The sequence below is a fragment of the Brevundimonas sp. genome (assembly GCF_036400995.1).
Lineage (GTDB): Bacteria > Pseudomonadota > Alphaproteobacteria > Caulobacterales > Caulobacteraceae > Brevundimonas.
In genome coordinates, this window is sequence record NZ_DASWWG010000039.1 from 41,669 (window position 1) to 63,795 (window position 22,127).

Annotated in this window: 21 protein-coding genes; 17 read left to right on the plus strand and 4 right to left on the minus strand. The window is 68.6% G+C overall.

The window, feature by feature from the left end; genetic code table 11:
- Positions 1–11: 11 nt before the first annotated feature.
- The 5 genes from kdpB to VGE03_RS05490 all read left to right on the plus strand — a co-directional run bounded on the left by kdpB (position 12) and on the right by VGE03_RS05490 (position 6,784).
- On the plus strand, positions 12–2,081 hold the full coding sequence (gene kdpB, locus VGE03_RS05470; protein WP_331045460.1) for a potassium-transporting ATPase subunit KdpB: 2,070 nt from the start codon (positions 12–14) through the stop codon (positions 2,079–2,081).
- A 19-nt stretch (positions 2,082–2,100) separates the two neighbouring features.
- A complete protein-coding gene (locus VGE03_RS05475; RefSeq protein WP_331045461.1) occupies positions 2,101–2,820 on the plus strand; it encodes a TorF family putative porin in 720 nt (239 codons plus the stop codon).
- Positions 2,821–2,831: 11 nt separating this feature from the next.
- Positions 2,832–3,407 carry a K(+)-transporting ATPase subunit C gene (kdpC, locus tag VGE03_RS05480; RefSeq protein ID WP_331045462.1) on the plus strand — a complete coding sequence of 192 codons (576 nt, stop codon included), beginning with the start codon at positions 2,832–2,834 and terminating at the stop codon, positions 3,405–3,407.
- Between the two features lie 74 nt (positions 3,408–3,481).
- Positions 3,482–6,088, plus strand: coding sequence for a DUF4118 domain-containing protein (locus tag VGE03_RS05485; protein ID WP_414644895.1), 2,607 nt, complete (start codon positions 3,482–3,484; stop codon positions 6,086–6,088).
- Between the two features lie 6 nt (positions 6,089–6,094).
- Entirely contained in the window at positions 6,095–6,784 is a 690-nt protein-coding gene (locus VGE03_RS05490) for a response regulator (protein ID WP_331045464.1), read from the plus strand.
- A 7-nt stretch (positions 6,785–6,791) separates the two neighbouring features.
- Here VGE03_RS05490 and VGE03_RS05495 read toward each other — a convergent pair whose 3' ends face one another.
- The 3 genes from VGE03_RS05495 to VGE03_RS05505 all read right to left on the minus strand — a co-directional run bounded on the left by VGE03_RS05495 (position 6,792) and on the right by VGE03_RS05505 (position 10,532).
- Positions 6,792–7,895 carry a DUF2855 family protein gene (locus VGE03_RS05495; protein WP_331045465.1) on the minus strand — a complete coding sequence of 368 codons (1,104 nt, stop codon included), beginning with the start codon at positions 7,893–7,895 and terminating at the stop codon, positions 6,792–6,794.
- A gap of 100 nt (positions 7,896–7,995) precedes the next feature.
- Complete coding sequence (locus tag VGE03_RS05500) at positions 7,996–9,825, minus strand: hypothetical protein (protein WP_331045466.1); 1,830 nt, start codon at positions 9,823–9,825, stop codon at positions 7,996–7,998.
- Between the two features lie 23 nt (positions 9,826–9,848).
- Positions 9,849–10,532, minus strand: coding sequence for a DUF305 domain-containing protein (locus VGE03_RS05505; protein WP_331045467.1), 684 nt, complete (start codon positions 10,530–10,532; stop codon positions 9,849–9,851).
- Positions 10,533–10,719: 187 nt separating this feature from the next.
- Between VGE03_RS05505 and VGE03_RS05510 the strand changes: the two genes are divergently transcribed.
- Entirely contained in the window at positions 10,720–11,496 is a 777-nt protein-coding gene (locus VGE03_RS05510) for an IclR family transcriptional regulator (RefSeq protein WP_331045468.1), read from the plus strand.
- On the opposite strand, the gene VGE03_RS05515 is transcribed toward VGE03_RS05510, so the two are convergent.
- Positions 11,493–12,683 carry an NAD(P)/FAD-dependent oxidoreductase gene (locus VGE03_RS05515; protein WP_331045469.1) on the minus strand — a complete coding sequence of 397 codons (1,191 nt, stop codon included), beginning with the start codon at positions 12,681–12,683 and terminating at the stop codon, positions 11,493–11,495. The two genes, VGE03_RS05510 and VGE03_RS05515, sit on opposite strands and share 4 nt — an antisense overlap.
- 127 nt (positions 12,684–12,810) lie before the next feature.
- Here VGE03_RS05515 and VGE03_RS05520 point away from each other — a divergent pair, with 127 nt between their 5' ends.
- From VGE03_RS05520 to VGE03_RS05570, 11 genes are all read left to right on the plus strand, one after another.
- Positions 12,811–14,052 (plus strand): aromatic ring-hydroxylating dioxygenase subunit alpha, encoded by a 1,242-nt coding sequence (locus tag VGE03_RS05520; protein WP_331045470.1) that lies wholly within the window; start codon positions 12,811–12,813, stop codon positions 14,050–14,052.
- 8 nt (positions 14,053–14,060) lie between these two features.
- Complete coding sequence (locus VGE03_RS05525) at positions 14,061–14,540, plus strand: aromatic-ring-hydroxylating dioxygenase subunit beta (protein ID WP_331045471.1); 480 nt, start codon at positions 14,061–14,063, stop codon at positions 14,538–14,540.
- On the plus strand, positions 14,537–14,860 hold the full coding sequence (locus VGE03_RS05530; RefSeq protein ID WP_331045472.1) for a non-heme iron oxygenase ferredoxin subunit: 324 nt from the start codon (positions 14,537–14,539) through the stop codon (positions 14,858–14,860). Before VGE03_RS05525 ends, VGE03_RS05530 begins: the two co-directional genes overlap by 4 nt.
- A 2-nt stretch (positions 14,861–14,862) precedes the next feature.
- Positions 14,863–15,924, plus strand: coding sequence for a gentisate 1,2-dioxygenase (gene gtdA / locus VGE03_RS05535; RefSeq protein ID WP_331045473.1), 1,062 nt, complete (start codon positions 14,863–14,865; stop codon positions 15,922–15,924).
- A complete protein-coding gene (locus VGE03_RS05540) occupies positions 15,921–16,619 on the plus strand; it encodes a fumarylacetoacetate hydrolase family protein (RefSeq protein ID WP_331045474.1) in 699 nt (232 codons plus the stop codon). The genes gtdA and VGE03_RS05540 overlap by 4 nt, the downstream gene beginning before the upstream one ends.
- 77 nt (positions 16,620–16,696) lie before the next feature.
- On the plus strand, positions 16,697–18,037 hold the full coding sequence (locus tag VGE03_RS05545; protein WP_331045475.1) for an MFS transporter: 1,341 nt from the start codon (positions 16,697–16,699) through the stop codon (positions 18,035–18,037).
- A 5-nt stretch (positions 18,038–18,042) separates the two neighbouring features.
- Positions 18,043–18,672, plus strand: a complete 630-nt coding sequence (gene maiA / locus VGE03_RS05550; protein WP_331045476.1) for a maleylacetoacetate isomerase — start codon at positions 18,043–18,045, stop codon at positions 18,670–18,672.
- Positions 18,673–18,732: 60 nt separating this feature from the next.
- A complete protein-coding gene (locus VGE03_RS05555) occupies positions 18,733–20,172 on the plus strand; it encodes an alginate export family protein (RefSeq protein ID WP_331045477.1) in 1,440 nt (479 codons plus the stop codon).
- A 14-nt stretch (positions 20,173–20,186) separates the two neighbouring features.
- The gene (locus VGE03_RS05560; protein ID WP_331045478.1) at positions 20,187–20,426 is read left to right on the plus strand and encodes a DUF2798 domain-containing protein; all 240 of its coding nucleotides are present in this window, start codon (positions 20,187–20,189) and stop codon (positions 20,424–20,426) included.
- A gap of 169 nt (positions 20,427–20,595) precedes the next feature.
- The gene (locus VGE03_RS05565) at positions 20,596–21,219 is read left to right on the plus strand and encodes a hypothetical protein (RefSeq protein WP_331045479.1); all 624 of its coding nucleotides are present in this window, start codon (positions 20,596–20,598) and stop codon (positions 21,217–21,219) included.
- 418 nt (positions 21,220–21,637) lie between these two features.
- A complete protein-coding gene (locus tag VGE03_RS05570; protein ID WP_331045480.1) occupies positions 21,638–21,862 on the plus strand; it encodes a hypothetical protein in 225 nt (74 codons plus the stop codon).
- Positions 21,863–22,127 lie beyond the last annotated feature (265 nt).

A 22,127-nucleotide genomic window follows, 5' to 3' on the forward strand; every position in this document is an offset into this window, starting at 1 on the left:
GGACATCCCCAATGACCTTCGCAAATCCTGAACTGCCGGGTGGCAAGACCCGCCCGGCGCCCCTCGCGGGGGGACTCAACGGCGCCATGCTGGGCCGCGCGCTCGGCGACGCCTTCATCAAGCTGGATCCGCGCAAACTGCTGCGCAATCCGGTGATCTTCGCCACCTGGATCGTGGCCCTGCTGGCGACCGTTTCCGCGGTCGCGGCGGTGGTCGCGGGCCAGTCCGCGAGCTTCGCGGTGCAACTGGCGCTGTGGCTCTGGGCCACCGTCCTGTTCGCCAACATGGCCGAAAGCGTCGCCGAGGGGCGGGGCAAGGCCGCCGCGGACAGCCTGCGCGCCACCCGGGTGACGACCAAGGCCAAGCTGATCGTCGATCCGAAGACCGGAACCGTCGTCCCGACCCCGGCCCATGAGCTGGTCGTCGGTTCGGTGATCCTGGTCGAGGCGGGCGATGTCATCGCCTCGGACGGCGAGATCATCGAGGGCGTCGCCTCGGTCAACGAGGCCGCCATCACCGGGGAAAGCGCCCCCGTGATCCGTGAAAGCGGCGGCGACCGTTCGGCCGTCACCGGCGGCACCACGGTGGTCTCCGACTGGATCAAGGTGCGGATCACCTCGGCGCCCGGCGCGACCTTCCTCGATCGCATGATCGCCATGGTCGAGGGCGCGAACCGCCGCAAGACGCCGAACGAACTGGCCCTGTCGGTTCTGCTGGCCGGTCTGACCCTGGTCTTCCTGATCGCGGTCGTGACCCTGCTGGGTCTGGGCGCCTATTCGGGTGTGAAGCTGGACCCCATCGTTCTGGGCGCCCTGTTCATCACCCTGATTCCGACGACCATCGGCGGCCTGCTGTCGGCTGTCGGCATCGCGGGTATGGACCGTCTGCTGAAGGTCAACGTCCTGGCCACCTCCGGCCGCGCGGTCGAGGCCGCCGGCGACGTCGACACCCTACTGCTCGACAAGACCGGCACCATCACCTTCGGCAACCGCATGGCCACCGAAGTGATCCCGGTCCCGGGCATCCGTCCGGAAGCCGCCCTGCGCGCCGCCGTCACCGCTTCCCTGGCCGATGAGACGCCGGAAGGCCGCTCCATCATCGAACTGGGCCGTAACGCCGGGATCGTGGTCGAGCAGCCCGCGGGTTCGAAGGCCATTCCGTTCACCGCCACCACCCGCCAGTCGGGTCTGGATGTCGGCAAGGACAGCTGGCGCAAGGGGGCGGTCGACGCCGTCCTGCGGTCGCTCGACCTCGACGAGAGCACGGTCCCGGCCGAGTTCCGATCCGCGGTCGATCGCATCGCCCGCTCGGGCGGCACGCCGCTGGCGGTGACCGAGAACAGCCGCCTGGTCGGCGTCATCCACCTGAAGGACGTGGTCAAGCCGGGTGTGAAGGCGCGCTTCGCCGAACTGCGCGCCATGGGCCTGCGCACCGTCATGATCACCGGGGACAACCCGGTCACGGCGGCGGCCATCGCTTCGGAAGCCGGGGTCGACGACTACCTCGCCGAGGCCACGCCCGAGGACAAGATGCGCCTGATCAAGGCGGAGCAGGCCAAGGGGCGTCTGGTCGCCATGTGCGGCGACGGCGCCAACGACGCCCCGGCCCTGGCCCAGGCCGATGTCGGCGTCGCCATGCAGACCGGCGCCCAGGCCGCGCGCGAGGCCGGCAACATGGTCGATCTCGACAGCGACCCGACCAAGGTCATCGAGATCGTCGAGGTGGGCAAGCAACTGCTGATCACCCGCGGCGCCCTGACGACCTTCTCGATCGCCAACGACGTGGCCAAGTATTTCGCCATCATCCCGGCGATGTTCGTGGTCGCCCTGCCGTCGCTCGGCGCGCTGAACATCATGCAGCTGGGGTCGCCCGAAAGCGCGATCCTGTCGGCGGTGATCTTCAACGCCCTCGTCATCGTGGCCCTGATCCCGCTGGCCCTGCGCGGCGTGAAGTACCGGGCCGTCGGCGCCGGGAAGCTGCTGGGCCGCAACCTGCTGATCTACGGCCTCGGCGGTCTCGTCGCGCCCTTCGTCGGCATCAAACTCATCGACATCGTGATCACCGGTCTCGGCCTGGCCTGATCTTTCAAGGACTTATCAAATGAACCGCAAACGCATCTTCAAGGCCTCGGGCCGCAACGATCTCTGGTTCTCGGGCGCCTGCATCGCCGCCCTGGTCGTGATCGGCGCGGCGGGCGCCGCCCGCTCGCAGGAGGTTACCGGCAACGTGGCCCTGACCTCGGACTACGTCTTCCGGGGCGTCAGCCAGACACAGGAGAACCCGGCGATCTCGGCCGGCGTCGACGCGACCTTCGGCAGCTTCTACGCCGGGGGCTGGGCCTCGAACGTCGATTTCGGCGACGACACCGACGCCGAGGTCGACCTCTACGGCGGCTGGCGCTCGGAGCTGTCGGGCTGGGCCGTGGACCTGGGTGGCGTGGCCTACCTCTACGCCGGTCAGCCGGACGGGGCGGACTACGACTACGTCGAGCTCAAGGCCGCGGCCTCCCGCGCCGTCGGCCCGGCCACCCTCGGCGTCGCGGCGTACTGGTCGCCGGACTTCTTCGGCGCGTCCGAGGATGAGGCGACCTATCTGGAGGCCAATGCGGCTTTCAGCCCAGCCGAGCGCTGGACCCTGTCGGGCGCGGTCGGGCGGCAGTGGGTGTCGTCCGATCTGGACTACACCACCTGGAACGCCGGCGCGGCCTTCGCCCTGACCGACAACCTGTCGCTGGACGTGCGCTACCACGACACCGACCAGCACGACTTCGGTGATGCCTACGGCGCCCGCGCTGTGGCCTCGCTGAAGGCGACCTTCTGAGGAGCGGAGCCATGATCTCCCACCTTCGCCCGGCCCTGGTCATGACCGGGCTGTTCACCCTCGTGCTGGGGGGCGCCTATCCGCTGGCGGTCACCGGCGTGGCCCAGGCGGCCTTTCCGGATCAGGCGAACGGCAGCCTGATCCGGGATCGGGACGGCACGGTGCGCGGCTCGGCCCTGATCGGCCAGCCGTTCGCCGGGGCCCGGTACCTGCACCCGCGTCCGTCGGCGGCCGGAGACGGCTATGACGCCTCCGCCTCCTCGGGCTCCAACCTCGGGCCGCTGAACCCCGACCTGAAGACCGCGGTCGCCGAACGGGCCGCCGCGATCCGGGCCGAGGACGGCGCCGGCGTTATCCCGGCGGATGCCGTGACGGCGTCCGGTTCGGGCCTCGACCCGGACATTTCTCCGGCCTACGCTCGTCTTCAGGCCCAGCGCATCGCGACGGCCCGGGGCGTCTCCGTGGATCAGGTCCAGCGCATCATCGACAGGCAGGTCGAACAGCCGGTCTTCGGCTTCATCGGCCAGCCGCACGTGAACGTGCTTCTCACCAACCGCGCGCTCGACGCGGAACTGCCCGCGCCTTGACCGGCCCCGGACAGCCATCGTCCGCATCGTCAGCCGCCCGGCGCAAGCGTGGGCGGCTGAAGGTGTTTCTGGGCATGTCGCCCGGCGTGGGGAAGACCTACGAGATGCTGCGGGCGGCCCGCCGCCGGAAGGCCGAAGGCGGCGATGTCGTCGTCGGTGTGGTGGAGACCCACGGCCGCAGGGAGACCGAAAGCCTGCTGCGGGGGCTGGAGGTCATGGCGCGCGCCCCGCTGGAGCATCGCGGGCGGACCCTTCTGGAGTTCGACATCGACGGCGCCATCGCCCGCCGTCCCGATCTGTTGCTGGTCGACGAGTACGCACATTCCAATGCGCCGGGCTCGCGCCATCCCAAGCGCTGGCAGGACGTGGAGGAAATCCTCGACGCCGGGATCGACGTCTGGACGACGCTGAACGTCCAGCATCTGGAGAGCCTGTCGGACGTCGTCCTGCGCATCACAGGGGTGCGTCAGCGCGAGGCGGTGCCGGACAGCGCCCTGAGCCGCGCCGACGACATCGAGGTCATCGACATCACGCCTGACGAACTGCGCAAGCGGTTGGGGGAGGGCAAGGTCTACGTCCCCGAGACCGCCCGGCTGGCGTCGGAGAATTTCTTCAAGGTCGAGAACCTGACGGCCCTGCGCGAACTGGCCTTGCGGCGGGCCGCGCAGACGGTTGACGATCAACTGGTCGCCACCCTGCGCGAGAAGGGGGTGGAGGGGCCCTGGGCGGCGGGCGAGCGCATCCTGGTGCTGGTCGGCGGTGACGCCATGGCGGCAACGCTGGTACGCACCGGGCGGCGCATGTCCGACATGATGATGGATGCGCCCTGGACCGTCGCGCACGTTGATCGACCCAGCGCCGGCGCCTCCGACCCGGTCGGTTTGGCGCGCCTCAGCGAGGCCGCGAAACTCGCCGAACAGCTCGGCGGGCGCAGCCTGCGGCTGAGCGGCGACGACGTCGTCCGCACGGTGATGGACCATGTCCGCCGCAACAACATCACCCAGATCGTTCTGGCCCGGGGGCGTGAGAACCGCTTCAGCGCCTTCCTCGGCCGCTCGCTGGCGGCGGAGCTGCTGCGCGCCTCCGAAGGGGCGGCGGTGCATATCATCACCGACACCGCGACGCCGGAGGCCGCGGATCGACCCGCGCGTCGCTGGTTCTCCGCCGACAGCCGGAGCTGGGCCCGCTACGGCGTCGGCATCGCCTTCGTCCTGGCGGCGACGGCCCTGGCCCTTTTGCTGGACCGCAGCTTCGAGCGGGTGGATCTCGGGGTCATCTATCTGGCGGCGGTGGTCGCGGCGGGCGTCCTGCATGGCCTCAGGCCCGCGCTGGCGGCGGCGACCGCAGCCTTCCTGATCTACAACTTCCTGTTCCTGCAGCCGCTGTACAGCTTCGCCATCGGCTCGCCGACCGACGTGCTGACCCTGATCCTGTTCTGGGCGGTGGCGATGACGACCGGCGCCCTGGCCGGGCGGGTTCGAGAACAGGTGCGCAGGACGGGGCGCCGGGCGTCCGCGGTGTCGGCCCTGCTGGCCGCCAGCCAGACCCTGACCGCGGCCGAGGATGCGCCGACGACAGCGCGCGTGCTGGCCGAACAGGCCGCGGCGGCCGCCGGCGCGCGGGCGGTGGTGCTGCTGCCCGAGGGCGACGACCTGGTCGTGATCGCGTCCGCGCCGGAAGGCGAGGGGCCGCCGCGTCTGGGCGCCTCCGCCATGGCCGCCGCGCGCTGGGCCTGGGAGAAGGGGGAGCCCGCCGGACACGGCACCGGCACCCTGCCTCAGAGCAGCTGGACCTTCCGGCCCCTGCAGGGCGTCCGGGGACGCTCCGGCGTGGCCGGGATCGAGGCGGAGGCGCTGGCCGCGGGCTCGGATGAGGAACGGCTGGCGCTGGCCATTCTCGATCAGGGCGCCGTCGCCATTGAACGGGCCGAGCTGGCCGGGCAGGCGCTGGAGACCGAGACCCTTCGGCGGACCGACCGGTTCCGCGGCGCGCTGATGAACTCCGTCAGCCACGATCTGCGCACCCCGCTGTCGACGGTCCTCGGTTCCGCGACGACCTTGATCGACTACGGCGACAGCCTGAAGCCGGCCGTCCGCGCCGACCTGCTGCAAAGCATCCGCGAGGAGGCCGAGCGGCTGAACCGCTATGTCGGCGACCTGCTGGACATGACGCGACTGGAGGGCGGCGGGCTGAATATCCGCGCCGACTGGACCGACGTCCGGGACGTGCTGAACGCCGCCGCGGAGAGGGTCGGTCGCCGTCTCGGGGGGCGGGCGCTGACCCGCGACTTCCCGGCGGATCTCAGCATGGTGATGGTCGACGAGGGGCTGCTGGAACAGGCCGTGGTCAATATCCTCGAGAATGCGATCGCCTACAGTCCCGACGGTTCGCGTGTCGAACTGGCCGCCTATGAGGACCGGGGGTCGGTCGTCATCTCCATCGAGGACGAGGGCAAGGGCATTCCGACGGCCGAGCTGGAGCGGGTGTTCGACAAGTTCCGCCGGATGGAGGAGCCGTCGGATCGCTCGCAGGGCGCCGGGCTGGGTCTGGCCATTGCCAAGGGCTTCGTGGAGGCGATGAACGGGCGTATCGCGGCCGCCAGTCCGATCGTCGACGATCACGGCACGCGGGTGCTGATCAGCCTGCCCAAGGCCATCGCCACCCATCGCGACCTGCTATGAGGGCCCATGTCCGCCTCTAGAACCACCATTCTGGTCATCGACGACGAGGCCCAGATCCATCGCTTCCTGTCCCCGGCGCTGGACGCTGCGGGCTTCGATCCGAAGCGCGCGGACAGCGGGCAGGAAGGCCTGCGCGCCATCGCGCTGTGGAACCCGGACGCCGTGGTGCTGGACCTCGGCCTGCCGGACATGGACGGGAAGGACGTCCTGGCCCGGGCGCGGGAATTCTATCCGGGACCGATCATCATCCTTTCGGCCCGGGATCGCGAGGCCGAGAAGATCGAGGCGCTGGATCTCGGCGCCAATGACTATGTCGAAAAGCCGTTCGGCGTCGGCGAGCTGCTCGCGCGGGTCCGGGCGGCCTTGCGCCAGTCCGCGACCCGTCCTGTCCAGCACGGGCCGGTCGTGGCCGGGGATCTGGTCATCGATCTGGACCGGCGTCTGGTCTCGCGGGCGGGGGAGGCGGTCAGGCTGACCCCCAAGGAATACGACGTGCTGGCCCAACTGGCCCGGGCCGCGGGCAAGGTCCTGACCCATCGCGAGCTGCTGACCTCGGTCTGGGGCGCGGCGCATGCCTCGGACACTCAGTACCTGCGCGTCGTCGTCGGCCAGTTGCGCCAGAAGCTGGAGCCCGAGCCCGCCCAGCCGGTCCGCCTCCTGACCGAGCCGGGCGTCGGCTACCGGCTGCAGGCCTGACCCGCCCCTAACGGACGATCCGCACCACGGCGCCCTCGGCCGGATCGGAGACGCCGTCGGCCAGCGCCCGAACCACGTCGGCGGCGGCGTCCAGGCCCGGATGTTCGACGATCCGGATCCATGGAGAGGTCGGATCGACCACCCGCTGGAAGAAGGTCTTCTGGTCGGTCAGGAAGCGTTCGTAGAAGGCATGCAGCGTGCCGCGCTCGCGGTGCTGGTCCAGGCAGGTCGCGGCGAAGAAGAACACCGGCTTCGGCCCTGTCAGCGCCGGGTCGTGGGTGGTGAAGCCGTCGCTTTGCGTCGAGCCGACGAGGCAGTCGTAGGTCAGCCGTTCACCGAAACGGGCGTGCACCCGGCGCCGAAGCGCCGCGTCGCCGGCAAGGTCCAGATAGAGGGTGGGCACGTCGACAGGCAGGGCCTCGACCGCGTCATAGCCGTGGACGGCGTCATAACAGCCCAGTCCCTCGACGAAGGCCCGGTTGCGGGCGCCGGTCAGGGCGATGACCTCGACGTCGTCCTGCTTGAGGCACCAGGCCGCGCCGTAGGCGGTTTTCGACGAGGCGCTGGACACGATGACCCGCTTGGCGCCGAAGAAGCCCGCGTCCCGCAGGAAGTCGACCGCGGTGTAGGAGGTCACGAACAGCGGGCGGAAGATCGCCTCGCTGTTCTCCAGCGCCGGATCGTAGTGCCGGTCGGCCGCGCACAGGACATAGCGGTTGTAGATGTCGGGAACGGCCTTTCGCCAGGGAGAGGCGTCGGCGAAGCCGCCGCGCGAGACCTTCTCCGCCTGCACCAGCAGCGTATCGGCCATCGGGAAGTAGCCGAATACCCGGGCCCCGACCTCGATCCCTTCGGCGCGCGAGGCCGCCACGTCGGCGAAGCCCCAGACGGGCATCAGGCCGTAGTCGTCCCGTCCGGTCGGAAAGACCTTCCAATAGCCGATAGCGTCGCCGTAGGCCGCATAGGTGATGTTGTTGGTGGTCAGCGAGAAGCGGTCCAGGGCCATCAGCACCTCGCCCTCGGCCAGATCGCCATGCGGCGGAAACCGCTCCTTCAGGGTGTCGCCCAGGTCCGCCTTGCGGGTCATCAGGCGATAGTCGGCGTCGGTCATGGCGTCTGCTCCCGTATCGTTTCGGGGGAGCCTAGCAGGAACGCCGGTTGACGCAGGAGAAGGATCGGGGCGGCCGTGTCAGCCGCCCCGTCCGTCATCGTCAGGCCGAGATGCGGCCAAACAGGTCGGCCAGCGCCGTCAGGCGTGCCTTGGCCGGGCCGGTGGCCTTCTCGGCGGCGGCGCGCAGGGGCGAGACCAGACCGCCGGCCGCCGACTTGTCGACGGCGCCGGAACGCCAGCCGGTCACGACGGCGCCGGCGCGGGCGCCGAGGTCCGTCTCGATGCCGTTCGAACGGCCCAGCTGGTCCAGATAGGACTGGGCCACGTCAGGCGTGTCCGAGAAGCGGATCTGCTGCTGGGTCTGCGGGTTGATCTCCGCCACCTGGATGGCTTCGGCCGCGGCGATCTCGGCCGCCGACAGCTGATCGCCGGGGATCAGCTTCAGCACGTCCAGACCGCGCACGATCTCGCTCGAATAGATGCGGCCGTTGAACCAGTAGGCCGACCACGAACCGCCCACCTGCACGCGCTCGCCGTTCAGCGGGCCGCGGTCGAAATAGGCGATCTCGGTCGGGTGGGCCGGATCGGTGAAGTCCATGATCGAGATACCGCCCTGGTACCAGGCCTGGACCATCAGGTCACGACCCGGGACGGGGATGATGTTGCCGTTGTGGGCCACGCAGTTCTGGTTGTCGCCCTGGACCGACGGCAGCTTGAAGAAGCGCTGGGCCTTCAGCTCACGATCCTCGATCGTGGCGATCAGGTTGGCGCCCCAGGTGTAGGGATCGGTCGCCCGGCAGCGGGCGCTGGTGCCGCCGCCCCACTCGTCGGTGAAGACCACGTGCTCGCCGGTGTTGTTGAACGTCGCCGAGTGCCAGTAGGCCATGTCCGGGTCGAACAGCTCGGAGATGCGCGCCGGGTTCTGCGGATCGGAGATGTCCAGCAGGATGCCGTTGCCGCTGCACGCGCCGCCGGCGATGCCCCGTTCGGGGAAGACGGTGATGTCGTGGCAGTGGTTGGTGACCGACGTGTTCTGGCTGGCGGCGCCGGCGCGCCCGCCGCGCCACAGGCCGTTCACCCGGCCGGTTTCACGGTCTGCGAAGATGCGCGGACGGTTGACGATGGCGGCGTCCTGCGGACGGTCGAGCGGCACCTTGATCACGTCGATCGAGAACAGGGCCGTTTCCGGGTTCTGGTCCGGCTGGCCGTCCGAGCAGATGCCCAGTTCGCCGGTCTTGCGCACGCCGGAGGTGGCCGAGTTGTAGATGTACAGGACGTTCGGATCGTTCGGATCCGGCACCTGGGTGTGGGTGTGCGAACCGCGGCAGGTCTGGATCGCCGCGATCTGGCGCGGGGCGTTCAGGTCGGTGATGTCGAAGATGCGGATGCCGCGGAAGCGGTCGGCGCTGACGTCGCCGCGGTTGCCGCTGGTGCCGCAGTCGAGACGACCACGGCCTTCCTCGACCGACATGAACAGCAGGTTGCCGTGCACCGACACGTCGCCCTGACCGCCCGGGCAGACGATGGACATGGCCAGTTGCGGCGCGCCGTCCGACAGATTGTAGACGTTGATGCCGTTGAAGTTGCCGACGAACAGGCGGCCGTTCGAGACCGCCATGTCGCTGTTGGCCAGACCCAGGGGGCTGAAGCTCGGGTTGCCGCGCGCGCGCTGCATCATGGCCTGGCCCTCGGCCTCATTGCGCGGCGGGGCAAAGCCGTGGTCGGGGTCGCTGAACCCCGGCGCGGGCGGAAGCGCGTGCAGCAGTTCGAGGCCGCGGATCGCCTGGCCGGCGTCCTGCACGCCCGCCGACAGGGCGCTGCGCTCGTCGACCGGCGCGGTCATGGGCATGTCGCTGGACTGGGCCGCGGCATGGGTGGCCGCCGTCAGGACGCCGAGGGCGGCGACGGAGGAGAGCAGGAGACGACGCATGTTCATTGGCCGGTCTTTCGCTGTCAGAGTTCGGAGAGAAGGGACTGCATACGCAGGATTTCGGCGGACTGGTCCGCCACGACGGAGTTGGTGAAGTCGGAAAGCAGGGTGTCCTGGGCGGCGTCCGGCAGGGCCAGAAGCTCGGCCACCATGTCGAGCGCGCCCTGGTGGTGCTGGACCATGCCCTGCAGGAACAGGCGGTCGAAGTCCCCGCCGCGCGACGCCGCGAGCCGGGCCATCTGGGCGGGGGACAGCATGCCCGGCATGAGCGGGGTTTCCGACGGCGCCGCCGCGTGTCCGGCGTGGGCCGAATGGTCCATGCCTGCGTGGCCGGAATGATCCATGCCGCCGTGTCCGGCGTGACCACCCTGCATCTCGGTCGATTGTCCGCGCGAGGTCAGCCAGTCGCGCATCAGCACGATCTCGGCGTCCTGCGACAGGGCGATCCGGCGGCCCAGCAGCTTCACGCGGGGATCGGCGCCATGCGCCTCCAGCAGGGCCACCATCTCCACGGCCTGGGCGTGGTGGGCGATCATGTGCTGCATGAAGCGGACGTCGTCCGCGGTGTAGGTGGTGCGGGCGAGCTCCAGCGCTTCTCCGGCGGAGATGACGCGGGACGGCGCGCCCGGCGCGCCCGGCTGGAAGATCGGAGGCGTGCTCTGCGGCGCGATCAGCGCCAGCGCGAACAACCCGGCCAGGTACGACAAACGCTACTCCCCCGAACGCGAAATCGACGGCGCGCAGACTAGGGGGCGTTGTTCCGTCGGGGCAAGGCCGCAAGGATTAAAAGCAGGACAGGGTTCGCCGGGCGGCTTTCATCCGGACGCGTCTGTGGTGCTAGGGTCGGCTCAGTTGAATCGGCGCCTGTTGTGCGCGGCATCCGGAAGGCCAGACGTGACCAGGGATACGACCAAGCGGCGCGCGGGGATCCAGTCGGTCGGCATCGGGCTGCGGGTGCTCGACGCCCTGGCCTCCTATGAGGAGCCGCAGGCGCTGGGCGCCATCGCGGCGGCCTCGGGTCTGTCGGCGTCGCAGGCGCACCGCTATCTGGCCAGTCTGGTCGCGGCGGGCATGGCCCGTCAGGACGCGGGCAGCGGACGGTACGATCTCGGTCCGGCGGCCCTGCGTCTGGGACTGGGCGCGCTCAGCCGCATCGACGCCTTCCAGGAAGCCAACCAGCGCATCACCGACTTCGTCCACGAGACGGGCCGGACGGTGCAGATGGCGTCGCTGGGGCCCAGCGGGCCGATCGTGGTGCGCTGGGTGATGGGGTCGCCGCCGATCTCGACCTCCCTGATGGTCGGGTCGCCCCTGCCGTTGCTGCGCTCGGCGACCGGCCACGTCTTCCTCGCCTTCCGGCCCGACACCCATACCCGCCACATGGTGGAGCGCGAGACGGCCGAGGCGCGGGGCCTGACGCCGGTGGACGTCGAGGGACTGCGCAAGCGCGTGCGGGCCGACGGGTACTCGGGCATCAGCGGCACCCTGATCCCCGGGCTGCGGGCGACCGCCGTGCCCATCTTTGACCTTCAGGAGGAGGCGACGCTGACCGCCACGGTGCTGGCCACCGACGCCTTCCGACCGGAACGCGACGATGAGGTGCGCGAACGACTGATCGCCGTCTGCGACGAGATCACGGCCGCCATCGGCGGCCGCCGTCCCAAGCCCTAGGCCGCGGCCTTCCGCAGATCCGTCGATGGGTCGCCCGCGCGGTCCGGGGCGAGCGGCTTGCCGATCAGCCGCTTCGCCGTGCCGAAGTCGCGCGGCTGATCCAGACAGACCGCGCCGACCAGCACGCCCTCGCGCACATAAAGCCGCACGCCGTCGCCGCGCGTGATGACGGTGTCGCCGGCGTCCGGATCGCCGACGATCTGCAGCATGTGACCGCACTGGGCGGTCCAGAACCACGGCGCGGGCTCGGGCTCGGCAGGCAGGCCGAGGATGGCGAGGGCGGCGGCGCGGGCCGAGGTTCCGGCATGGGCCCAGGTCTCCATCCGCCTCGGCGCCGGCTCATCGCCCCAGGAGCGGACAGCCAGGTCGCCGATCGCGAAGACCCGATCGTCGCCGAGCGAACGATAGCGGGCGTCGACCAGCACCCCGCCGCCCGTCGGCAGGCCGGCGGACTCGGCCATCTCGGCGCAGGGGACGATGCCGATGCCGACCACCATCAGTTCGGCCTCCAGCGTTTCTCCGGAGGCGAGGGTCAGGGTCAACCCGTCCGACCGCTCGCTGACCGAGGCGACCGACTGGCCCAGTCGGATGTCCACGCCGATCCGGGCATGGGCGGCGGCCAGCCATCCCGCCGCCTCCGCCGGGATATTGCGCCCGAGCAGGCGCTCGCCGGCTTCCAGAACGGTCACGGACAGGCCGAGCTCGACGAGGGTGGAGGCCGCTTCCAGTCCGATCACGCCGCCGCCCACGATGACGGCGCGCGCCCCTGCCGTCGCCGCGGCGGCCAGCGTCCTCGCGTCCTGCACGGTGCGCAGGTGGTGAATGCGCGGATGGTCGGCGACGTCCAGACGACGGACCCGGCCCCCGGTCGCCAGAATCAGGTGGTCGTACGGCTCCGCGCAGCCGTCCGCGAAGGTGACGACGCGGTTCTTGCGATCAATCGCCGTCGCCGCGTTCCCCAATGTCAAACGCACATCCAGTTCGCGCCAACGCGCGTCGTCGGCCAGCCGGACCGGCTCTGCGTCCACGCCGGAAAGCAGTTCCTTGGACAGGGTAGGGCGCTCGTACGGGGACTCCGCTTCATCGCCGATCAGATTGATTTTTCCGGTGAAACCCAGCTCGCGCAAGGCGATGGCCGCCGCCCCGCCGGCATGTCCGGCGCCCAGGATGACGATGCGTTCGTCCATGTCGTTTCACTCCCTGTGTGCAATGCACAATATGCAACGCGTTTGACATAGATCAAAAACCACGACATCAGTGCGGTCAACGACGACCTCAGATCGTCGGTGGAATTGCAGTGCCGGGAGACGTGAGTTGAACATTTCCGTGCGACCACCCGAGGGGCGGCTCTGGCCCGCCGACGCGGATGCGGCTGTGCCCTACTGGGTCTATACGGACCCCGAGACCTACGCCGAGGAGCTCCAGAAGATCTGGTACGGGCCGCACTGGCTCTACGTGGGTCTGGAGTGCGAACTGCCGAACGTCGGCGACTGGAAGACGACCACCCTAGGCGAAAAGCCGGTGGTCATGGTCCGTTCGGCCGAGAACGAGATTTCGGTCGTCGAGAACCGCTGCGCCCACAAGGGGGTGAAGTTCTGCCAGGCCCGGTTCGGCCACTCGCAGGAACTGATCTGCCCGTATCATCAGTGGTCCTACGCCCTGAACGGCGACCTGCAGGGCGTGCCCTTCCGTCGTGGCGTGAAGCGTCAGGGCGGCATGCCGGCCGACTTCGACCTGTCGCAGAACGGGCTGACCAAGCTGCGCGTCGAGGAAGTGAACGGCGTGGTCTGGGCGACCTTCTCGGACGAGACCCCGCCCTTCCGCGAGTACCTCGGCGAGAAGTTCTGGAAGCACTACACCCGCGTCTACGACGGCCGGAAGCTGGAGGTGCTGGGCTACAACCGTCAGCACATTCCGGCCAACTGGAAGCAGATGCAGGAGAACATCAAGGACCCGTACCACGCGGGCCTGCTGCACGTGTTCTTCGCCACCTTCGGCCTGTTCCGCGCCGACCAGAAGTCCGCCGTCGATATCGATGACGAGGGCCGTCACGGCATCCTGATCTCGCGCAAGGGCGAGCAGGAAAAGACCGAGGCCATGGCCGACATCCGCAACTTCCAGGGCGATCTGGTGCTTGAGGACCCCCGCGTCATGGACGTGGTGCAGGAGTTCCCCGGCGAGGAGACCGTCGGGATGATCACCATCTTCCCCAGCGTGATCCTGCAGCAGCAGGTGAACAGCCTCACCACCCGTCAGATCGTGCCCAAGGGCGTCGGCGGCTTCGACTTCCACTGGACCCACTGGTGCTATGCCGACGACACGCCGGAGATGCGCCTGCGCCGGACGCGTCAGGCCAATCTGTTCGGTCCCGCAGGCTTCGTCTCGGCTGACGACGGCGAGGTGCTGGAGATGACCCAGCAAGGCGCTTACGGCTCCCCGGACGAGCATTTCATCCTGCAGATGGGCGGGCGCGAGATCGCGCCGACCGATCATCAGGTCACCGAAACGGCCGTGCGCGGCATGTATCGCTACTGGCGCAAGGTGATGGGCCTGTGAGCGACACCATGACCCGTCCCGCCGCCATCACCCGCGATGCGATCCGCGACCTGTACGACGACTACTACGGAACGCTGGACGACGTGCGGCTGCACGACTGGCCGGACTTCTTCGCCGAGGACTGCCTTTATCGCGTGATCCCGCGCGAGAACTACGAGGCGGGCTACACCCTGTGCACCATGCAGGCGGAAAGCCGCGGCATGCTGAAGGACCGGGTGACCGGCCTGACGCGGACCCAGATGTATGCGCCGCGCTACTACCGCCGCTTCCCGACCGCGCCGCGCATCGTCGGCGAGGGGGAGGGCGGGGTTCAGGTCCGTCACAACCTGCTGGTCGTCCAGACCCTGATCGACAAGACCTCCGACATCGTCCTGTCGGCCGTTTGCCACGACCGGGTGGTCGAGGACGGCGGACGCCTCCGGTTCGCCGAACGGATCGTGGTCTTCGATTCCGAAATGATCCCCAACAGTCTCGTGTACCCCGCATGACCGCCACCCTGACCTGGCAGCCGACGCTGCCCCCTTCGGATCTCGAGCAGTACGGCGTGGCCCAGGCCATCGTCGGCGGCGTGAAGGTCGCCCTGTACGCCGTCGACGGCGAGTATTTCGCCACCGCCGACCTGTGCACCCACGGCGCCGCCAGTCTGGCTGAAGGCTATCTGGACGGCGAGCTGATCGAGTGCCCGCTGCACCAGGGCACCTTCAATGTGAAGACCGGCGCCGCCGTCGGCGCCCCCTGTTCGGTCGCGGTGAAGACCTTCGCGGTCAAGCTGGAGAACGGGCTTCTCCATATCGGTGTGGAGGGCTGATCATGCACGCCGCCGAACCGCTGAAGAACGACCAGCAGGCCCAGCTGAACGCGCTCTACGAGCAGATGGAGCCGGAAGGCCTCTATCCGCTGTGGGAGAAGCTCGCTGCGCTCGTGCTGCCCAAACCGGACAGCCCGGCCAGGGTGCACAAATGGTCGTATGACAACGCCCGCGAATACCTGATGCGCGCCGGTGACCTGATCAGCGCCAAACAGGCCGAGCGCCGGGTGCTGATCCTCGAGAACCCCGGCCTGCCGGGCCATTCGGGCATCACCCCCAGCCTGTACGCGGGCCTGCAGCTCATCCTGCCCGGCGAGGTCGCGCCCGCGCACAAGCACACCCAGTGCGCCCTGCGCTTCGTCATCGAGGGTGAGAACGCCTACACCTCGGTGGACGGCGAGAAGGCCGTGATGCGGCCCTTCGATCTGGTGCTGACCCCGGGCGGCCAGTGGCACGATCACGGCAATCCGACCGACACGCCGATGATCTGGCTGGACGGCCTGGACATCCCCACCGTCCGCCACTTCGACGCCAGCTTCGCCGAGGGCTACCCCGAAGACCAGTTCCCGGAGCAGGTCCCGCCCGGCGACAGCATCAATCGCTACGGCCGCAACATGCGTCCGCTGAAGGGGCACACGGCGGATCGCCGCCCGGCGCACCAGCCGCTGTTCCACTACCCCTATTCCGACTGGCGTCCGGCGCTGGATGGTCTGGCCGACAGCGGCGCGGAGATCGATCCGCACCTCGGCCACGCGCTGGAGTTCCTGAACCCGGTCAACGGCGGCTCGATCATGGCCACCATCTCGGCCCACGTCCGGCTGATGCCGGCGGGCTTCGAGACGAAGCCGCGCCGCTCGACCGACGGCACCATCTTCGTCGTCGTCGAAGGCTCCGGCGAAGCCCTGATCGAGGGCGAGACCATCGCCCTGAACCCCCGTGAAATCCTGGTCGTCCCGTCGTGGAAGCAGGTCGTCTTCAAGGCGACCGAGCAGCTGGTCCTGTTCGGCTACTCGGACAAGGCCTGTCAGGAAAAGCTGAACCTCTACAGAGAAGAAAACGCATGAGCCTGCTGTTCGAGACCCCGGCCCCGGTGTTGGCCGCGACGACGACCGGAGACGACTTCCCGGTCCGGCGGGTGATCTGCGTCGGCCGCAACTACGCCGCCCACGCGCGCGAGATGGGCCGCGACCCGGACCGTGAGCCGCCGTTCTTCTTCACCGCCTGGGCCGAGACCGTCGTCCCGTCGGGCGTGACCATCGCCTATCCGACCGAGACCGAAAACTTCCACTACGAGGCCGAACTGGTCGTCGCCATCGGCAAGGGCGGTCGTGACATCGCCGTCGAGGACGCGCTGGACCACGTCTGGGGCTATGCGACCGGTCTCGACATGACCCGCCGCGACCTCCAGCTCGAGGCCCGCGCCCAGGGCCGTCCGTGGGACACCGGCAAGAACGTGGAACAGTCGTCGCCGCTGGGTCTGATCCACAAGGCGGGCGAGGGCGAATTCAATCCGGCCAAGGGCGCCATCAGGCTGACCGTCAACGGCGAGACCAAGCAGGACGCCGATCTGGCGGAGCTGATCTGGCCGGTCGACGACATCGTCGCCTTCGCTTCGCGTCTTTGGAAGCTCGAACCGGGCGACCTGATCTACACCGGCACCCCCGCGGGCGTGGGAGCCGTGGTCGAGGGCGACGACATCGTCGTGACCATCGACGGACTGACGCCGCTCGAAATCAAGGTCGGGCCCAAGGCGGCCTGATCCACACCACATCATCAACATCCGGGGCGAAGCGGCCGACCAAGAGCCGCGCGCCTCATCGGGGAGGAAACAGGAAAATGGCTACACTTTCAGGAACCGGCGGCGGCAACGCCGTCATCGACCGGGCGAAATTCGGCCCGCTGCAGTTCGGCGTCACGGCGCTGTGCTTCATCATCGCCATGCTGGACGGCTTCGACACCCAGTCGATCGCCTTCGTGGCTCCCAAGATCGCCGAGGACTGGGGGCTGGCCCCGTCCGCCTTCGGTCCGATCTTCGCCATCGGCCTGCTGGGCCTGACCGTCGGCGCCTTCACCCTCAGCCCGGCGGCTGACCGGTTCGGCCGCAAGACGGTCATCCTGATCTCGACCTTCATCTTCGGCCTGTTCGCCCTGCTGACGGCGTTCGCCACCTCGATGAACGAGCTGCTGATCTACCGCTTCATCACCGGCATCGGCCTGGGCGCCGCCATGCCGAACATCATCGCCCTGACCAGCGAATACGGCCCGGCCCGCCTGCGCGCCACGCTCGTCACGGTCATGTTCTGCGGCTTCCCGCTGGGCTCGACCATCGGCGGCCTGGTCTCGACCTGGCTGATCGCCGAGTTCGACTGGCATTCGGTCTTCGTGGTCGGCGGCGTCCTGCCGCTGCTGCTGCTGCCGGTGCTGTGGTTCGCCCTGCCGGAGTCCGTCCGCTTCCTGGTCGCCAAGGGCGCGCCGGAATCGAGGATCGCTCCCATCGTCGCGAAGATCGACGCCGACGCGCCGGTCAGCGAGTTCATCGCCGGCCTGAAGCATGAGCAGTCGACGGCGGCCAAGGGCTTCTCGGTCTTCCAGCTGTTCCGCGAGGGCCGCACGCCCACGACCCTGCTGCTGTGGGTCGCCTTCTTCATGAACCTGCTGGTCATGTACTTCCTGGTGAACTGGCTGCCGACCCTGCTGAAGGGCGCCGGTCTGCCGCTGTCGCTGGCCATCCTGTCGACCGCGACCCTGAACCTCGGCGGCGTCGTCGGGGCCATCGCCCTGGGCCGGATGATCGACCGGATCAGCCCCTACGTCGTCCTGGGTACCGCCTACGCCGCCTCGGCCGCCTTCATCGCCCTGCTGGCATTCGGCGGGACCAATCTGACCGTCCTGCTGGCCGGCGCGGCCCTGTCCGGCTTCGGCGTCGTCGGCGCCCAGATCGGCTGCAACGCCCTGACCGCCTCGGTCTATCCGACCGCCATCCGCGCCACGGGTGTGGGCTGGGCGCTGGGCGTGGGCCGCATCGGCGCCATCGTCGGCCCGCTGGTCGGCGGCATGCTGCTGGCCCGCGAGTGGAGCCCGCAGTCGCTCATCCTGCTGGCCGTCGTTCCGGCCGTGATCGCCTCGATCGCCGTCTTCACCCTCGGCGCCGTGCGCCGCAACGCGCCCGGAGCCTGATCCCGATGATCCTGCACGGCTACTTCCGTTCCACAGCGTCGTGGCGCGTGCGGATCGCCCTCAACCTCAAGGGGCTCGTCGCGGAGCAGGTCTTCCACCACCTGCGCAAGGGCGAGCAGCGGGCGCCGGAGTATCTGGCGCTCAACCCGCAGGGCCTGGTTCCGGCCCTGGTCACCGACGACGGCGCGGTCCTGACCCAGTCGCTGGCGATCTGCGAGTATCTGGACGCGCTCCATCCCGAGCCTGCCCTGCTGCCCGCCGATCCGCTGGAGCAGGCCCGCGTCCGCGCCGTGGCCCAGGCGATCGCCTGCGACATCCACCCGGTCCAGAATCTGAAGGTGCTGCAGAAGCTCCGCGATCTGGGTCTGGCGGAGGAGGCGGTCCAGGCCTGGGCCGCCTCGGTGATCGACGAAGGACTGGAGGCCGTGGATCGCCTGCTGGCCGACACGGCCGGGCCCTTCGCCTTCGGCGCCGCGCCCACGCTCGCCGACATCGCCCTGGTGCCCCAGCTGGGCAACGCCCGGCGCTTCAATGTCGCGCTCCGTTGGCCGCGCCTGCTCGCGATCGAGGCCGCCTGCCTCGAACTCGACGCCTTCAGATCCGCCGCGCCGGGCGCCCAGTCCGACGCCGAATAATCATCCGACGACGCAACGAAGCCCGGACCCAACCGGGCCTGCTCTCAAGAGGGGAAACCTATGCTGCTCAACTCCGCGGCCGCCGCCGCCCTGCTTCTCGCCGCCTCGCCCGAGGTTCCGCCCGCCGACCAGCCGATGGTGACCGCGCCGCCGGTCGCCCAGGCGGCGCCGGCGGCCGCGCCCGCCGGCCGTCCCGCGCCGGCGTTCCGTCCGATCAACCACGACGAGGACTGGAGCGCCTGGCGCGATCCGGCGGCCCGCACCTCCGGCTGGTCCAGCCTGAAGGCCATCCCGGTCGGCTCGACCTGGCTCAGCCTCGGCGGCGAGGCCCGCTGGCGCGCCGAGTACCGCGGTCACGAGCGGTTTGGCCGCGGGCTTCAGGACGACGACGGCGACCTGCAACAGCGCCTGCGCCTGTGGGCCGACTGGCGCGTGACGCCGAACCTGCGCGCCTTCGTGGACATCCAGGACGCCCGCAGCCACGGTCTGGACAGCGGCGAGCCCTTCACCGAGGAGAGCCGCGCCGACGTGCATCAGGCCTTCCTCGAGACGAAGCACTCGCTGGGCCAGGGCAGCCTGAGGGTTCGCGTGGGCCGTCAGGAATTCGGTGTCGGCGCCTTCCGCATCTTCGAGCCCCGCGAGGGCGCCAACGCCCGCACCGCCTTCGACATGGCGCGGGTCATCTATGACAATCCGAACGGCTGGTCCGGCGGCGTCTTCGGCGGCTATGCGATCCGCGAGAGCAAGGCCACCTTCGACGACGCCACCAACTACGACTACCGCCTGTACGGGGCCACCGCCGCCCGCACGCTCGGGACCGGCGCGACCGCCCCGCGGCTCGAGTTCCTCTACGCCAATACCGACCGGATCGGCGTGGCCTTCGACACTGGCCTGGCCGGGCGCGACGACCGCGACACCCTCTCGGTCCGGCTGAACGGCCGCAATGCGCCGTGGGACTATGATGTCGAGGGCGTGCTGCAGACCGGCGACTTCCGCGGTCTGGACATCGAGGCCTGGTATGTCTCGGCCACCGTCGGCCGGACCTTCGATCACGCCTGGAAGCCGCGCGTCGCCGTTCGTTTCGACGCCGCCTCGGGCGATGACGACCGCACCGACGGCACGCTGGGCACCTACAACCAGCTCTATGTGCCGCCGATCTCGTTGCGCACCGATCTGGGCGTGTCCAACCTGGTGACCATCCAGCCGCAGGTGACCTTCCAGCCGCTGCCCAAGACCACCGTGGGCCTGCTCACCGCCGGCCTCTGGCGCCAGAGCAGGGAGGACGGGGTCTATCTTCTGTCCGGCCAGCTGCTGCGCTCGGGGACCGAGGGCGATTCCGCCTACGTCGGCTGGCGCTATGCGGCCTTCACCACCTATGCCCTGAGCCCGTTCGTCACCATCAGCGGCGTGGTCAACTACACCCAGGCAGGGGACTTCCTGGAAGAGAGCGGCGCGAAGGATCAGTCCTACGCCGGTCTGATCGTCGGACTGAAGTTCTGACGGGAGGCGGGCCGGTGAGCACTCCTCCCCGTTTGCCGGCCCGCTTCGCCCCTCTGGTCATGGCGTTGCTGCTTTCCGTCGTCATGACGATGGTGGTGTCCGCCGTCTCGACCCTCAGGGGCGTCGGCCTGACCGACGCCTTCCTGCGGGTCTGGCTCTCCGCCTGGGGTCTGTCCTGGCTGATCGCCTTCCCGACCCTGCTGCTGATCCTGCCGCTCGTCCGGCGCCTGACCGGACGGATCTGCGCGGGGTAGGGGGCATGGCGGACAGGGTGGGAGCCAGATTTGCTCGTCCTTTCCGTCATTTAGGCTGTCTAACGCCTGCCGACGCCCCCACTGATTTTCAAGGGATTTCGGCGACTCCGGCTAACCTTGAAAGTCCGGCGCAGCCCACGGAAAACCGCCTCACCCAGGAGGCGCTGTCATGAGCCGCGCCTACAATGCGGGTTACTTCAGGGCGCCGCCCGTTCGTCGAGGCAGCGAGCTGGCGATCAACTCGCGCTGGAAGCGGTTCAGTCGGGAGGAAGGCCACCGCCTGCTGTTCGTGCTCAAGGTCAGGGCCGAACGCCTTCGCAAGCCGGGCCAGCGAACCGGCGCGCCGGGCACCATTAGCTTCGGCGCCATTCGCTTGGCGGAGGTTCTGGTGTCGCTCTGCGTCAAGGGAAGGGGACGTCTGGAACCATCAGTCGCGTGGCTGGCGAAGGCCATCAATGTGGCGAAGAAATCGATCCACGCCTGGAAGCAGCAGCTTCAGGAGCATGGCTTCCTGCGGTGGACCCGGCGCTATGTGAGAGTGCAAACGCCAGGTCAGAAAGGCCCCCAACTCAAGCAGACGTCCAATTCTTACAGCCTGCTTACTCCCGCCGCGGCTGCGGCCCAAGCCGAGCAGTTGCGGCCATCTCAACTACGCACCTCGCAGCGGATTCTGTCACCTGAGCTGCATGCCGCACTTGCCAAACTGGAGCACGCAGTCGGCGACGAGAAAAGTCCGGGTGCCCAGTGTGAGTTACCTGTGAGCGCACAACCAAAGCTCACCAATCTTTATTAGGGGGCCGTCGAGAGGTGCTCTTCAAATCCAGGCACTCGTCATTTTTGCAGGAGCCCAAACGCGTCAACTCAGTGCAAACAACAACATGAGATTTGCCACACCAAGGAATCAGAACATTGTTCAGCGAACTTAACTACACCGGAGCGTTGCCGTGTCGTTATGGAGGATTGCTGAGCTGGTCGCCGATCGGAGAGAGGCAGGGGCCTTCGCGGATCGGGTATCGGTCCTAAGTCAATCTGGCCTTTTGGAAGAATATGAGGTGGGTTTCCTCACATCTATCAGCCGGCATTTGGTGTCTGGGCCGCTGACACCCCGCCAAGCGTCCGTACTGTACACGATCTGGATCGAGCGGCAGCCCAGAGACAGCTCCTGTGGCGTATCTCTAAAGTCGGTGATTAGGGCTTTAGAAGCTATCTCCTTGGACCTTGATGAGGACGAAGAGATTGTCCTGAAGGAGGTTCTCGCAGTTGGGGAGGCTGCGCAACTCGCCGATATAAATCGGGTCGCTCGCTTGGCCGCAAACCACGAGCTCGATTTCCAGCCCATCTCCCGCGGATGGCGGATCAGAAGCGACGAAGACGAGCGGGCGGTCCAAGCACTCGCCTGCGACCTTGAGAAAGCCAAGAGGCGGAGGCTCTCGTAGTCTCCTGCGACCTAAAGATACCGGAAGGGGGTAGAGGGAGCACGGCCGGCCGCGGGTCGAAAGCGAATCTGAAGACAGGAGCCAGTGTTAGGTCCGCGTTCGGGCAGTCTGCCAGCGTCCGCTCCTGACTCTTTGGCGACTCCGGGAGCGTCCGCTTTCCGGTGTGAGCCAAAGTTTGTTCTGGGGCATTGCAGCCTCGACCTTAGCGCGCTCGACCGATGGTCGTCGGCGGTTGGGCGGAGAGTTCCTGCCGAAATCGTAGAAG

Coding starts and splice junctions, on each gene's coding strand:
- VGE03_RS05475 (WP_331045461.1), top strand. CDS start 2,101: ATGAACCGCAAACGCATCTTCAAGGCCTCGGGCCGCAACGATCTCTGG.
- VGE03_RS05525 (WP_331045471.1), top strand. CDS start 14,061: ATGACCCGTCCCGCCGCCATCACCCGCGATGCGATCCGCGACCTGTAC.
- VGE03_RS05515 (WP_331045469.1), bottom strand. CDS start 12,683: ATGGACGAACGCATCGTCATCCTGGGCGCCGGACATGCCGGCGGGGCG.
- VGE03_RS05495 (WP_331045465.1), bottom strand. CDS start 7,895: ATGACCGACGCCGACTATCGCCTGATGACCCGCAAGGCGGACCTGGGC.
- kdpB (WP_331045460.1), top strand. CDS start 12: ATGACCTTCGCAAATCCTGAACTGCCGGGTGGCAAGACCCGCCCGGCG.
- VGE03_RS05500 (WP_331045466.1), bottom strand. CDS start 9,825: ATGCGTCGTCTCCTGCTCTCCTCCGTCGCCGCCCTCGGCGTCCTGACG.
- VGE03_RS05565 (WP_331045479.1), top strand. CDS start 20,596: ATGAGCCGCGCCTACAATGCGGGTTACTTCAGGGCGCCGCCCGTTCGT.
- kdpC (WP_331045462.1), top strand. CDS start 2,832: ATGATCTCCCACCTTCGCCCGGCCCTGGTCATGACCGGGCTGTTCACC.
- VGE03_RS05530 (WP_331045472.1), top strand. CDS start 14,537: ATGACCGCCACCCTGACCTGGCAGCCGACGCTGCCCCCTTCGGATCTC.
- VGE03_RS05555 (WP_331045477.1), top strand. CDS start 18,733: ATGCTGCTCAACTCCGCGGCCGCCGCCGCCCTGCTTCTCGCCGCCTCG.
- VGE03_RS05540 (WP_331045474.1), top strand. CDS start 15,921: ATGAGCCTGCTGTTCGAGACCCCGGCCCCGGTGTTGGCCGCGACGACG.
- VGE03_RS05490 (WP_331045464.1), top strand. CDS start 6,095: ATGTCCGCCTCTAGAACCACCATTCTGGTCATCGACGACGAGGCCCAG.
- VGE03_RS05545 (WP_331045475.1), top strand. CDS start 16,697: ATGGCTACACTTTCAGGAACCGGCGGCGGCAACGCCGTCATCGACCGG.
- VGE03_RS05485 (WP_414644895.1), top strand. CDS start 3,482: ATGTCGCCCGGCGTGGGGAAGACCTACGAGATGCTGCGGGCGGCCCGC.
- maiA (WP_331045476.1), top strand. CDS start 18,043: ATGATCCTGCACGGCTACTTCCGTTCCACAGCGTCGTGGCGCGTGCGG.
- gtdA (WP_331045473.1), top strand. CDS start 14,863: ATGCACGCCGCCGAACCGCTGAAGAACGACCAGCAGGCCCAGCTGAAC.